This is a genomic window from Streptomyces albiflavescens (assembly GCF_014645835.1).
Classification (GTDB): Bacteria; Actinomycetota; Actinomycetes; order Streptomycetales; family Streptomycetaceae; genus Streptomyces; species Streptomyces albiflavescens.
The window spans coordinates 71,089-84,369 of the sequence record NZ_BMMM01000027.1; the positions used below are offsets into that span (position 1 = coordinate 71,089).

The 13,281-nt window shown below is 70.3% G+C and carries 13 protein-coding genes; 9 read left to right on the forward strand and 4 right to left on the reverse strand.

All coding sequences use genetic code 11. The features are described 5' to 3' along the window. Positions 1–25: 25 nt before the first annotated feature. A complete protein-coding gene (locus IEY95_RS44500) occupies positions 26–466 on the reverse strand; it encodes a DUF6278 family protein (RefSeq protein ID WP_189192004.1) in 441 nt (146 codons plus the stop codon). A gap of 266 nt (positions 467–732) precedes the next feature. Here IEY95_RS44500 and IEY95_RS44505 point away from each other — a divergent pair, with 266 nt between their 5' ends. The 9 genes from IEY95_RS44505 (at position 733) to IEY95_RS44545 (ending at position 10,213) form a co-directional block, all read left to right on the forward strand. Beyond that, positions 733–2,088: a radical SAM/SPASM domain-containing protein gene (locus IEY95_RS44505; RefSeq protein ID WP_189192005.1), complete on the forward strand. Its 1,356-nt coding sequence runs from the start codon at positions 733–735 to the stop codon at positions 2,086–2,088. Between the two features lie 59 nt (positions 2,089–2,147). Continuing rightward, positions 2,148–2,306: a hypothetical protein gene (locus IEY95_RS44510; protein WP_189192006.1), complete on the forward strand. Its 159-nt coding sequence runs from the start codon at positions 2,148–2,150 to the stop codon at positions 2,304–2,306. Positions 2,307–2,439: 133 nt separating this feature from the next. After that, positions 2,440–3,936: a coproporphyrinogen-III oxidase family protein gene (locus tag IEY95_RS44515; protein ID WP_189192007.1), complete on the forward strand. Its 1,497-nt coding sequence runs from the start codon at positions 2,440–2,442 to the stop codon at positions 3,934–3,936. Between the two features lie 4 nt (positions 3,937–3,940). After that, on the forward strand, positions 3,941–4,657 hold the full coding sequence (locus tag IEY95_RS44520) for an alpha/beta fold hydrolase (protein WP_189192008.1): 717 nt from the start codon (positions 3,941–3,943) through the stop codon (positions 4,655–4,657). Between the two features lie 44 nt (positions 4,658–4,701). Next, positions 4,702–5,484, forward strand: coding sequence for a class I SAM-dependent methyltransferase (locus tag IEY95_RS44525; protein WP_189192009.1), 783 nt, complete (start codon positions 4,702–4,704; stop codon positions 5,482–5,484). 1 nt (position 5,485) lies between these two features. Continuing rightward, positions 5,486–6,370: an SAM-dependent methyltransferase gene (locus tag IEY95_RS50505; protein WP_308429416.1), complete on the forward strand. Its 885-nt coding sequence runs from the start codon at positions 5,486–5,488 to the stop codon at positions 6,368–6,370. A 22-nt stretch (positions 6,371–6,392) separates the two neighbouring features. Further along, a complete protein-coding gene (locus IEY95_RS44535) occupies positions 6,393–7,676 on the forward strand; it encodes an MFS transporter (RefSeq protein WP_189192010.1) in 1,284 nt (427 codons plus the stop codon). Beyond that, positions 7,660–9,288: an FAD-dependent oxidoreductase gene (locus tag IEY95_RS44540; RefSeq protein ID WP_189192011.1), complete on the forward strand. Its 1,629-nt coding sequence runs from the start codon at positions 7,660–7,662 to the stop codon at positions 9,286–9,288. The genes IEY95_RS44535 and IEY95_RS44540 overlap by 17 nt, the downstream gene beginning before the upstream one ends. A 358-nt stretch (positions 9,289–9,646) precedes the next feature. Further along, complete coding sequence (locus IEY95_RS44545) at positions 9,647–10,213, forward strand: TetR/AcrR family transcriptional regulator (RefSeq protein WP_229703795.1); 567 nt, start codon at positions 9,647–9,649, stop codon at positions 10,211–10,213. A 68-nt stretch (positions 10,214–10,281) separates the two neighbouring features. Here the strand turns inward: IEY95_RS44545 and IEY95_RS44550 are convergent, their stop codons facing one another. From IEY95_RS44550 to IEY95_RS44560, 3 genes are read right to left on the reverse strand one after another with little or no spacing between them, the layout of a single operon-like run. Continuing rightward, positions 10,282–10,491: an acyl-CoA carboxylase epsilon subunit gene (locus IEY95_RS44550; RefSeq protein ID WP_189192013.1), complete on the reverse strand. Its 210-nt coding sequence runs from the start codon at positions 10,489–10,491 to the stop codon at positions 10,282–10,284. Between the two features lie 15 nt (positions 10,492–10,506). Beyond that, complete coding sequence (locus IEY95_RS44555; protein WP_189192014.1) at positions 10,507–12,081, reverse strand: acyl-CoA carboxylase subunit beta; 1,575 nt, start codon at positions 12,079–12,081, stop codon at positions 10,507–10,509. Further along, complete coding sequence (locus IEY95_RS44560; RefSeq protein WP_189192015.1) at positions 12,078–13,163, reverse strand: 3-oxoacyl-ACP synthase III family protein; 1,086 nt, start codon at positions 13,161–13,163, stop codon at positions 12,078–12,080. The genes IEY95_RS44555 and IEY95_RS44560 overlap by 4 nt, the downstream gene beginning before the upstream one ends. Positions 13,164–13,281: the final 118 nt, after the last annotated feature.

Consider the following 13,281-nt stretch of genomic DNA (forward strand, 5'->3'; position numbering starts at 1 on the left):
ATGGGGTCACCGCCGAACCCATCGACTACCCCTCGGCGACCTCGGCGTAGAGCTGCGAGAGTTCGGGGACACCGCTGGACGCCCACGCGTGACCGACCGTGACCACATCGATCTCACGGCCGGAGGTCAGCCGCACCACGGGCTGACCGTTGGGCCAGATCTCCCAGGCCGCGCCGGGGACCGTACGCACGATCACGGTGCCGAGGTAGAGGCCGGCGTCATTGCCGAGCCAGGGCAGGCTCTCCTCGTCGTCGCGCCAGCGCGGGACCAGTTGATCCAGGGCCTCCAACGAGGCCGTGGAGTCGTCGAGTTCGACTCCCGCCTGGTGCGCCTGGGAGCGCAGCAGCTCGCACTCGGAGAGCAGCTCGGCGATGCCCTCGGGATCGCTCTCGCCGTCGGAGAACACCGCGACGCCGAAGGCGAGGCCGCGTTTCTTGCGCCAGTTGCCCAGGAAAGGGATGTTCATACACCCAGCGTGTCACCCACTCCGCCGGTCGCACCACAGGCGCGCGGAGTCGCCTGGTCACCGCGGGCCCGGTCACCGCGGGCCGCACCGCTGGAGCGGTTCCCTTCTCGCACCGCCCGGCAGCGCCACTCGCACGGCCCGCCGTCACGGCCCGCACGGCACACCTTGCCAACGGTATTCATCCTCCGTAGAGTTCATCACAGCATGAGTTCAACATCCGTTGACTTACATGTTCCGCCATCCCATGACCAGGAGAGGCAGGGCCCGTGCAGAAGATTCCCTTCCAGGTGAACGAGGGCGGGATCGTCGCTCTGCTGCCGAACGGGCATGTCGAGTTCCTCGCCGCGTCCGCACGGGACTTGATCGAGCGTCACAACTCCGGACAGAGGGTGAGCGCCGCCGAGCTGATGCACCACGCGCTCGTCGACCCGCTGGTGACGTTGGACCGGTTCCATCTGCCCGCCCCGGCCATCGCCTTCGTGGAGACCACGAACCTCTGCAATCTGCGCTGTCGGCACTGCTACGCGGATTCCGCGCTCAAGAGGCCCGACGAGATCTCCACGCCCCGTATCAAGCAACTCCTGGACGACTTCGGGGAGATGGGCGTACTCCAGGTGTTTCTGACGGGTGGTGAGATCTTCTCGCACCGGGACGCGGTCGAGATCATCCAGCACGCCCGCAGCAAGCCCTTCAGCACGCAGATCTTCACCAACGGGCTGCTGGTCACCGAGGAGAAGCTCGCCCGGATCCCGGCAGGGCAGTCGTTCTTCATCAGCTTCGACACCGCCGATCCCGAGCGCACCGTCCGCGGCAGGATGGACTTCCCCAAGCTCCAGCACGCGTTCGAGATGATGCGCAGGCACGGGCATGTGTTCCGCACCGCCATCTCCGTCCACCGCAACAACATCCAGGACGCCGAGGAGATCTTCGAGTGGTGCGCCGAGCGCGGGTATCCGCGCCCTCAGTGGCTGGAGACGCACCCGGTGGGCCGGGCCCTGCTCCACCCGGACATGCTGCTGCGCCCCGAGGACGTGGACGAGGTCTTCGAGGTCTACCAGCGGTGCATGGACCGGTATTCCACCGAGCCGGACCAGGAGCCGGTCGAGGCGCCCGCCGGTCCCGTGCGGCGCGCCGCCGACGAGATCCGCGGGGTCGACACCATCCAGTTCTGCCAGCGCCTGGAGCGCGCGGTGGGCCAGGAGAAGTGCGGCCGCTCGGTCGTCTACGTCAACAGCCGCGGCGATGTGTACCCGTGCAGCAACTGCATGTCGGGGCAGCTCTACAAGGCCGGGAACACCACCGAGAGGTCGTTCGCCGAGATCTGGGAGCACGGCTTCGACGAGTTCCGTGACATCCGCTTCGGCGACCACTCGGTGTGCGGCTCGTGCCCGGTGGCCGCGGAGGACATCTGGTGCCAGTTCCGCTGCCCGCCGCTGGCCAAGAACATCACCGGCGACCCCAAGGGCTGCGGCGCCACCGAGTACCTGCAGGAGTTCACGCTGCGCTCCGGCCGCTACTGGCGCGCCCGCAAACAGCGCAACGTCCGCCTCACCCTGACTCCCCGTCGGTCGAGCCCGGGCGACCCGACAGCCCCCAACCGACTCCCGCTCCCGACGAAGTGAGCGGGTCCCTGTCCCACGGCGGCGCGACCGCTGCCGCCTCCACCGAAGGGAAGGCAACCATGCCCGAAGAGAAGAAGGTCATCCGCATTCACCTGGAGCCGGGGCAGGAGGGCGTGACCCTGAGCGCCGTCGGAGCCGCCTCGGCCACCGCGCCCGCCGAGACGCTGGTGGAGGCCACCAACATCACGGAGGCCACGGTCATCGAGGTCGAGATCTGACGCCACGCCTTTGCCGGCAGGTGACGAAGCGGTGTACCACTTCCCGGCCCGTTGAGGGGCGGGCCGGGAAGGCCCGCCGACGGCAAAGGCTCGCTCGACATCCGTTCTTCCCGATTCAGGAGACGAGGTCGCGATGAGCAAGACGGCTGCTTCGGCCGGCATCACAGCACTGCGCCCCGGTACGGGCACCGCGCCGCGCCCCGGTACGGGACTCGCGCGGCTGCTCAGGGAGAACCCCGCGCTGCGGATCGGCCAGGACGAGTACAACATCAACGTGACGGCCAACTACGGTGACCAGCTGTCGATTTCGGACACCGCCGAGGCGCTGCGGACCCATCCGGGAGCCGGCCGGCCCGCCCATCTCTACTTCCATGTGCCGCTGTGCGCGTACATCTGTCACTTCTGCAACTACGTCAAGCGCAAGGTCGCCGACGGCCCCGAGGGCGAGGCGGCGCCGCGGATCTGGACGGATCTCCTGCTGGACGAGTCCGGCCGGCGCCTCGCCCACGCCCCCTGGCTCGCGCACGCCCCGGTCGAGTCCGTCTACCTGGGCGGCGGCACCGCCTCGCTGCTCGGCACGGAGCAACTGCGGCGTCTGCTCGACCACATACGCGCCCACTACACCCTCGCCGACGACTGCGAGATATCCCTTGAGGGAAACCCCGACAACTTCCAGCGGGACGAACTCGCCGAGGCCTGCGCCATCGGTTTCAACCGCTTCAGTGTCGGTGTGCAGTCCTTGCAGAGCGAGGTCAACGCGTTCGCGGGGCGCGGCCACGACGCGGCCATGTCGCTGCGGGCCATCGACAAACTGCGGGCCACCGGGAAACCGTTCAACGTCGACATGATGTTCGGGCTGCCGCACCAGACGCCCGGCAGGGTCGCCGACGACATCCGGCGCCTGATCGACCTCGATGTCCCCACCATCACCATCTACCGGCTGCGCAACGCCGACCGGGCCAAGATGGGCATCGGCAACCGAGCGCTGTGGAACGTCGAGAGCGTCAAGACCCGGCTGCGTGAGGAGCACCTGTTCCCCTCGCTCGGCGAGACCTACGCGATGCGCGAGGCCATCGTGGAGCTGCTGCTCGACGGCGGCTACCATCCGAGCCCGTGCGGCTGGTGGAACCGGCCCGGCGTCTACCCCGACGGCAACATCCCCCGGGTCTCCCGGAACAAGTGGCAGCGGCACGACTCGATGATCGCGTACGGCCCCGGCGCGTACGGCTGGCTGACCGGCGACGGGGACACCGTGGTGCAGACCCACAACATCGCCGACATCTCCGGGTACGCGCGCCGCCTCAAGGACGGCCCGGGGCTGCCGCTCGCCTCAGGACGGCGCCTCGCGGGCTACCAGGCGATCGGGATGGTGCTCGGCTTCGCATTCAAGGCGAACCAGCCCATCGACGCGGGGCGCTTCCGGCGGCGGTTCGGCGTCGAGCTCTTCCGTGACGAGCCGTTCGCGGGGGTCTTCGCCGACCTCATGGACCGAGGTCTCGTCGAGCCGGTGCCGGGCACGCCGGAGAGCGTCGCCCCCACCCTGGACGGCGAGGCGCTCCACGAGGAGATCATCAGCGTCTACTTCCACCAGCGCATCGGCGGCTTCGCCGAGGCCGTCTGCCACAGGTGATCCGATGAACGTGCACCAGCGCACGCAGTGGCGCAAGGACCCGGACGGCGCGCGGTACCGCATGCGCCGGTCCTTCCCGGCGGAACCGGCACACGCCACCGTGCTGCTCGCCGCGCCCGGCACCGTCTCCATCCTGGACGGGCAGGGCCGCGACGACCGCCTTCTCGACGAACTGACCGAGCGGCTCGTGGCCGGGGGCGCACAAGTGCTCACCTGCGACATGCCCGGCCACGATCCGAACTCGCCGTCCACGGCGGACGATCAAGGCGTACGGGCCGCACGACTCTCCCAACTCCTGGACGCACACGCCCACTTGCTGGTCCAACCACTCCTCCTGCTGGGGTTCTCGCTGGGCGGGCAGGCCCTGCTGCGGCTGCTGCGCCGCGGTGAGCCCCGACAGGCGGACCGGGTGGTGCTGGTCGGCACGGTGGTCGAGGAGGACGTCTTCATCAACTCCCTCGTCTCCTCGATCGATCTGGTCTACGGCAGCCTCGACCTCGTCGGATACATGGCCGACTCGGACGACCAGAATCTGCCGCCCGCCGTGTTCGCCCCGGACATGTACGGCCACTGGTCGGCGAGTCGGCTGGTCGGCCGGCGCTCTTTCGAGGTCCGCGTACATCTGCTCGAAGGGCTCGGGCACACCCTCCACCCGTGCGGCCCGGGCCCCTCCAGTGACCCGCTCCCCGCGCTCACATCCCTGATGAGCACGGCTCAATGACGGTTCGTCAGTAGACGTAGAAGAGGAAGAAGGCGGCGCAGGACATGCTCTCCAGCCAGCGATTCGACAAGATCGCCGAAAACTTCGCGACCAGCGAGGTGCACCGGTCCAGCCCCACCATGGAGGCACTGCACGAGACGCTCGGCCCGCAGACGGGCAGCGAGATCTGCGATGTCGCCTGCGGTGCGGGCCACTTGGCGCTGTCGTTCGCCGACGAACTGCCGGCCCGTCTCGTCGCCGTGGATCCCGCACCCAACATGCTGGCGTCCGTCCACAAGCTCGCCGCCGAACGCGGTGTCACCGTCGAGACGGCGGAGGCGTACGCCGAGGAACTCCCCTTCCCCGACGCCTCCTTCGACCTGGTGGTGTCCCGTCTGGCCCCGCACCACTTCCGTGACATGCCGACGGCGGTGGGAGAGATGGCCCGGCTGCTGCGCCCCGGCGGACGGCTCGCCGTCATCGACCTGGAGGGGCACGAGGACCCCGACATCGACGCGCTGAACCACGAGTTGGAGATGCTGCACGATCCGACGCACCAGCGCAGCTACACCCTCACGGAGTGGATCGGCTTTCTGCAGGACGCCGGGCTCAACGTCCCGGTGGCCAGGGGCTCGCAGTCCGAGAGCCGTACCGGGGTGCCCATCAGGCGCTGGTGCGAGATCGCCTCGTCCGGCGCCGAGGCGGAGCGGGCGATTCGGGCACGGCTCGCCGAGGCGCCCGCGGCGTACCGTGAGGCGCTCGGGATCCGCCAGGACGGCGACGAGTTCCGCATTCCCGTGCGCACCTGCATGGTGATCGGCGTCAAGCCGCTCGGCGGGGTGCGCTGACATGCCGGTGATCAGGCTCTTCTCGCCCGCCCCCAGCCCCGGAGCGGCCGTACTCGGAGAGCTGGCCGATTCCGTGACCGCGCTGCTCGGGATTCCGCGCGGCCACTGCTGGCTGTGGTGGCAGCGGCTGGCACCCGACACCTTCCACCGGCCCGAGTGGCACGAGGGCGAGGCCGCCCCGGCTCCGGTCGGCTTCGTCGTGTGCAAGGAGACCTACAGCAAGTCCCAGGTGCGTCAGCTGCTGCGGCTGCTCCAGGACCGCCTCGGTGATCTTCTCGGCGTACCCCGCGAGGAGGTCTATCTGACGGTGCAGCGCGCCGTCGCGGGTGAGTTGCTCGTCCGGGATCAGGTGTGGTCTCTGGACGGGGATGCCGCAGGGACGGCCCTGGCCGGCACAGACGGAGGGACTGACATGACCGGTGACGCGATCACGGACCTGGTGCCGATCGCCCATGTGCACAACGAGCGGCGTGAACTCATCGACGACAACTGGGGCGAGGTGGCCTCCGTCATCCGGCTGGACGCCGAGCGGTTCACCACGGACGCACTGCTCTCCCTGGACGCCTTCTCCCACCTCGAAGTCGTCTTCCACTTCCACCGGGTGCCACTGGACAAGGTGCAGGAAGGCGCCCGCCATCCGCGCAACAACCCGGACTGGCCGCTCGCCGGCATCTTCGCCCAGCGCGGCAAGAACCGCCCCAACCGCATCGGGGTCTCCCGCTGCCGGCTGGTCAAGACGGACGGGCTCGATCTCCATGTCATGGGGCTGGACGCCGTCGACGGCACCCCCGTGCTCGACATCAAGCCGTATCTGCGGCAGTTCGGACCGCGCGAGGAGGTCGTCCAGCCGGAGTGGGTGGACGAGCTGATGCGCACCTACTACTGAACTCCTACCGGGTGAGGGCGACATGACACAGGCAGCGGAACGGGCGCGGCGCGGGCCGCTGTCCGGTGCGGCGGCCGCTCTGCTCGTCGCGGTGTTCATCGACGCCCTCGGCAGCGGGCTGTACATGTCCGTGTCGGTCGTCTTCTTCACCCGATACCTGCATCTGAGCGGCGGTGAAGTGGGCACCGGCCTCTCCGTCGCGGGTGCGGTGTCCTTCGTGTCCCTGGTGCCGATCGGGGTCCTCGCGGACCGGGTCGGCCCGCGGCGCATGCTGATCGGCGCCCATCTGGTCCGGGCCGCGCTGCTCACCTGCTACCCGTTCGTGTCGGGCTTCGCGCCGTTCCTGCTCGTGGTCTCGCTGCTCGCGGTGGCCGACCGCGCGGCCTCCCCACTGGTGCAGGGGCTGTTCGGTACGGCGGTCGGCAAGGAGCAGCGGGTCCGGGCCATGGGGCGCGCGCGGTCGCTGCAGAACCTCGGGCTCGCACTGGGCGGCCTCGTGGCCGGTGCGGCGCTGGTCCCGGACAGCGACGGCGTGTACGTGGGCATCGTGTACGCCAACTCGCTCTCGTTCGTCTTGGCCGCGGCTCTGGTGGCGCGGCTGCGGACGACGGCGGACACCGCGCCGGATGGCGGGCGACCGCTGCCGTGGAAGCAGCGGATCAGTGTCTTCCGGGACCGGCGCTTCGCCCTGCTCACGGGGCTGAACTCGGTGGTGAGCCTGCATGTCACCGTCCTGACGGCCGGTGTCCCGCTGTGGGTGCTGGCCCATGACCGGATGCCACGCGCGGCCATCGCCTGGACCCTGGTGCTGAATACGGTCGTCGTGGTGCTCTGCCAGGTGCGGGCCACCCGCGGCATCGAGACCGCCGAGGACGGTGGGCGTGCGCTGCGGCGCAGCGGTCTGCTGCTCGCCGTCTGCTGCTGCGGGCTCGCGGTCACCGGAGCGGTGCCCACGGGCGCCGCCGTGGCGTTGCTGCTGGGCGCCGTCGCGTTCCAGGCGTTCGCCGAGATGTATCAGCAGGCGGGGGCCTGGGCGATCTCCTACGACCTGGCGCCTGAGGACCGGCGGCAGGTGTATCTGGCCTTCTTCAGTCTCGGGAACGCGGCGCGCAATACGTATGGGCCGCTGGTCATCGCCTTCCTCGTGGTGCAACGGGGCGCGGTGGGCTGGCTGCTGCTCGGGGCGCTGGTGCTGGGCGCCGGCGCGTGGGCGGCCCGGTTCGGTCAGTCGCTCGCCGCGCCCGCTCCCCTGTCGTCGTCACCCGTGCCCCACGTCCCAGGAGGAATCCGTGGCCATCGCTCCTGAACAGTCCGTCATCGTCGTCGGGGCCGGGCCCACCGGTCTCGCCCTGGCCTGTGAGCTGGCCGCCGCGGGCGTGTCCTGCACGGTCCTCGAACGCCGTCTCGCGCCGTCCACGCAGTCCCGGGCCATGGGCCTGTACAGCAGGACCATGGAGGTGCTCGATCTGCGCGGTCACGCCGACGGACTGGTGGCCCTCGGCCGGCCGGTCAGCCGGATGGTGCCCGCGCGCGGGGCCCGCGTCGACTTCGCCGAACTCGACACCCGGTTCCCCTATCTCAACGTCATCCCGCAGAGCCGTACCGAGGAGGTGCTGCAGCAACGGGCCCTCGACCTCGGGGTCACCATCGAGCGGGACGCCGAGGTGTTCGGGCTCGCGCAGGACGGCTCGGGCGTCACGCTCCAGGTGCGATCGGGCAGCGGGGAGTGGGAGGAGAGCGCCGACTTCGTCGTCGGCTGCGACGGCGCCCACAGCGTCGTACGGGAACTCGCCGGGATCGCGTTCCGCGGTCGTACGTACGGGATCGCGCCGATCCTCGCCGATGTACGGCTGCGCAAGCCGCCGCCGGACGATGTGCTGATCCTCTCCGGCGGGGGCGGCGTCATGGTGTCGGTGCCGTACGGCGACGGGCTGTACCGGATCGCGGTGGCGCGCCGGGACCGGCCGTGGACGCGGGAGCCCGTGACGCTGGAGGAGCTGAGCGAGGTGCTCACCCGGGCGCTGGGATTCGATCCCGGACCGCACGATCCCGAGTGGCTCGCCCGGTTCAAGATCCATCAGCGGATCGCGGACCAGTACCGGCTCGGACGGGTGCTGCTGGCCGGGGACGCGGCGCATCTGCATTCGCCGCTCGGCGGACAGGGGCTCAATCTCGGCATCCAGGACGCCGTGAATCTCGGGTGGAAGCTCGCCGCCCAGGTGCAGGGGTGGGCGCCGGTCGGGCTGCTCGACTCGTACGAGGCGGAGCGGCGGCCCCAGGCGGAGCGGATTCTTCGGGCCACCGACCGGGCCACGCGGGTGGCCACCACCGCATCCGCGGGCGTGACCGCGTTGCGTCGTATCGCGATGGCGAAGGCGCTCTCGTATCGACGGATCCGCAAGGTGGCCGGGGAGTCGGTCTCGGGGCTGCGGAACGGGTACGCGGCGGGGCGTGCGGCGCGGGTGCCCGGGGGTGGCCTGCGCGGTCTTGCGATGCGGGGCGGGCAGCGGGTGCCGGATCTTACGGTGCCTCGGGTCGGTGCGGCGCCGGTGCGGCTGTACTCGCTCATGCGGGACGGGCGGTTCGTGCTGCTCGATCTCGGGCAGGACGGGGCCTGCGCGGAGGTCACCGAGGCCTGGGGGTCGCGGGTGAGTCCGGTGCGGGTGGGTGTCACGGTGCCCGAACTGCCGGGTGTGGGTGCGTTGTTGGTGCGGCCCGACGGTTACGCGGCCTGGGTCGATGGTGACCAGGACCCGGGCGGGCGGGAGGAGCGGGTGCGGCTCGCGCTGCGTCAGTGGTGCGGGGTGGAGGGGCCGGCTCCGCAGCGGGTCGCCGAGGAGGCGGACGGTGCGGTGGGCGTGGTGCCGGGGACGGCCGTGGCTGTCGAGCAGGAGCCCGCGTCCATCGAGCAGGCGTGAGCCGCCGGCCCGTCGGTGGTGGGTCGGTGCCGTGCCGGTACATCCGCCCGTCGCCGGCGGATCAGACGGTGCCCTATCTGGAGCCGATTCCAGATCCGGACGTAAGCGACGGGCATTCGATGTACCGGCACGGCCCCTCCCGTGCGTTCGCTGCTGCGGGTGGTGGGGGCGCGCGTCCTGGCTGCGGATGCGTAGGCAACTGCGGGTGGCTGAAGGCGACCTTCGGCTTTTGAGGACGAGGCCGTTCAGGTCGATGGGGGTCTGGGGCGGAGCCCCAGGTACGGGACGGGCAGGGGCGGAGGGGGCGAAAAACTCTTGGAGGCTCACTTGCGTCCTCATGAGGGGAAGGAGGGGCGTTGTGGAGCAGCGTGTGACGTCCCGGTCGTTGCGCACGCGTGAGGCGATTCTGTATGCCGCCCGGGTGCATTTCGCGGCGGACGGGTATCAGCGGGCGACCATACGGGCCATCGCCTCGACCGCGGCCATAGATCCCTCGATGGTCATGCGGTACTTCGGGAACAAGGAGCAGCTGTTCGAGGCCGCGCTCGATGTCGATCTGGGGCTGCCCGATCTGACGGGGACGTCCGTGGAGCGGCTGCCGCATGCGCTCATTTCCCATTTCCTGGCTCCGTGGGAGCAGGATGCGGCCGAGGGGTCGCTGCGGCTGCTGCTGCGGTCGGCTGCGACCAATGAGCGGGCGGCGGAGCGGCTGCGCGGCGTGCTGCACGAGCAGTTGACGAGCAGCCTGAAGGGGGTGCTGGGGGCCGACCGCGCGGCTGCGGGGAGTGGGCTGGTCGCCGCCCAGCTGTTGGGAGTGGCGTTCGCCCGGTATTTGCTGCGTCTGCAGCCGATCGCCGAGTTGTCCGTGCAGGCCCTGGCCGATCTTGTCGCCCCTTCGATGCGGGCTGCGCTGGCCGACCTCTGATACGCCCTTGTACGACGTGACGGCGCCCGTTGCCTTGGGAGCAACGGGCGCCGGCCTTGTGTCGATGGTCAGTTGCGCCAGCTCAGGGGGGAGCGGTAGGGGGTGGTGCGCACGGGACGATCCCAGAGCGGTACCACGGTCGTGGGTGTCGATTCCTCGGTGGCCGTTGCGGCTCGGGCCAGCAGGACCGCGGTCAGGGCCGCCAGTTCCTCGGCGGGGATCTCGCCGCCCTTGACGACGCGGACCAGCGGCGGGGCTGCTTCGGTGGCTGTGGTCATAGTGATCCTTCAGGTCTATTGAGGCGGGTTGCCGTGTTTGCGGGCCGCCAGGTCGGCGTGCTTCGTGCGCAGCATCCGCAGGGATTCGACGAGGACCCGGCGGGTCTCCGCCGGATCGATGACGTCGTCGAGCAGGCCGCGTTCGGCGGCGTAGTACGGGTGCATCAGCTCGGCCTTGTACTCCTTGACGAGCTGGCGGCGGGTGGCCTCGGGGTCGTCGGCCGACCGGATGCGGCGGCGGAAGATCACGTTGGCGGCGCCCTCGGCTCCCATGACGGCGATCTCGTTGGAGGGCCAGGCGTAGGAGAGGTCGGCGCCGACGGAGCGGGAATCCATGACGATGTACGCCCCGCCGTAGGCCTTGCGCAGGATCAGAGAGATCCGGGGGACGGTGGCGTTGCAGTAGGCGTAGAGGAGTTTCGCACCCCGGCGGATGATGCCGTTGTGCTCCTGGTCGACGCCGGGCAGGAAGCCGGGCACGTCGACCAGGGTGACCAGCGGGATGTTGAACGCGTCGCACATCTGGACGAAGCGGGCCGCCTTCTCGCTGGCGTCGATGTCGAGGACGCCGGCCAGGACCAGGGGCTGGTTGGCGACGATGCCGACCACCTGGCCGCCGAGGCGGGCCAGCGCGACGATCACGTTGGCCGCCCAGCGTTCGTGGATCTCCAGGTATTCGTTGTCGTCGACGATCTCCTCGATGACGCGTCGCATGTCGTACGGGCGGTGGCCGCCGGCGGGAACGAGGTCGAGGAGCGGGTCGCAGGGGCGGTCCGGGGGGTCCTCGGAGAGCTCGGCCGGGGCGGTCTCGCGGTTGTTCTGCGGGAGGAGCGAGAGGAGGTAGCGGACCTCTTCGAGGCAGGTTTCCTCGTCGTCGTAGGCGAAGTGCGCCACGCCCGACACCTCGGCGTGTACGTCCGCACCGCCCAGGCCGCCCAGTGTCACCTTCTCCCCGGTGACCGTCTGCACCACGTCGGGGCCGGTGATGAACATCTGCGAGGTCTCGCGGACCATGAACACGAAGTCCGTGAGGGCGGGGCTGTAGGCCGCACCGCCCGCGCACGGGCCCAGCATCACGCTGATCTGCGGGATCACTCCGGAGGCGCGGGCGTTGCGGCGGAAGATTCCGCCGTAGCCGGAGAGCGCGGTGACGCCCTCCTGGATCCGGGCGCCCGCGCCGTCGTTGAGCGAGACGAGCGGGGCACCGGCGGCGATCGCGCGGTCCATGATGCGGTGGATCTTCTCCGCGTGGGCCTCGCCGAGGGCGCCGCCGAAAATGCGGAAGTCATGGGCGTAGACGAAGACGGTACGGCCGTGGACCGTGCCCCAGCCGGTGATCACGCCGTCCGTGTGCGGCCTGCGGTCCTCGAGGCCGAATCCCGTGGCGCGGTGGCGACGCAGGGGCTCCACCTCGTTGAAGGAGCCTTCGTCGAGGAGGAGTGCTATGCGTTCGTGGGCGGTGAGCTTGCCCTTGGCGTGCTGGGATGCCGTCGCCTTCTCGTCCGGCCCCCGGCGGACTTGCTCGCGGAGCCCGTGCAGTTGGGCGACCCGTGCCCTGATGTCGGGGGCGGCCGCGTCCTCGGCGGTCATGGCGCCAGCGGGCCGACGCGGTCGCCGGCCGTGAGGAGGTGTGGGACCGCGGGGTGCGCGCCGAGTGCGCCGGCGCCCTCGCGCGTGTCCATCGACCAGTTCAGCAGCGCGATGCCGAGGCTCATCCCGCCGCCGAACGCGGCGAGCACGACCAGGTCGCCGGGCGCGGCCGCGCGCCTGCGGTTCATCTCGGCGAGGGTGATCGGGACCGAGGCGGCGCCGGTGTTGGCGTAGCGCTCCAGGGTGAGGTGGAGGGCGGCGCGGTGCAGGCCGAGGTCGGGCCAGAGTTCGGCGAGCATGATGCCGTTGGCCTGGTGCGGGACGAAGTGCTGTACGGCGTCGGCGGGGACGGCGGCCCGGCGCAGCAGCCGGTCGATCTCGTACGGGAGGCTGCGGGTGACGAAGTCGCGTACGCCCCTGCCGTCCATGCGGAAGTAGTGGTCACCGTCGGCCAACGTCTGCGGCGAGGGCGGGCGGCGGCTGCCTCCCGCGGTGACCTCGATCAGACGGTGCGCGTCACCCCTGGAGACCAGGGAGATCTCGCGCAGGCCGAGGCCGGGAGCGACCGGGCCGAGGACCGTCGCCCCGGCGCCGTCCCCGAAGAGGGCGGCCGTGCGGCGGTCGCTGTAGTCGAGGATGCGGGAGTAGATGTCGGCGCCGATGACGAGGCCGTACCGGGGTTCGCCGACGGCGGCACCGCTCAGCAGCTTCTGCACCGTCTTGAGGGCGTAGACGAAGCCGCTGCACACCGCGTTGACGTCGAAGGCCGCCGCGTGGCGGGCCCCGATGCGGTGCTGGACGAGGGCGGCCGTGGCCGGTTGCGGATGGTCGGGGGTGGACGTGGCGACCACCACGTACGCGAGTTGATCTGCCGTCAGACCGGCGCTCTGCAGGGCGCGCTGGGCCGCCGCGACGGCGAGGTCCGAAGTGGCCTCGTGCGGGGCGGCGCGGCGGCGCTCGCGGATTCCGGTCTTGCGGACGATCCACTCGTCGGTCACGCCGGCGCCGTGCCCGATCTCCGCGTTGCTGATGATGGCCTCGGGCAGGTAGGAGCCCACTCCGATGATGCCGATGGACTGCACGATTCCTCCTCGGGCAGCGGCGAGCCACGACTTAACTCACCAGGCGTTGAAATCATCGCAGAGCGGCTTGACAAATTCAACACCGAAAGAGTTCACTGAAGTATGAATTAATCGAGCG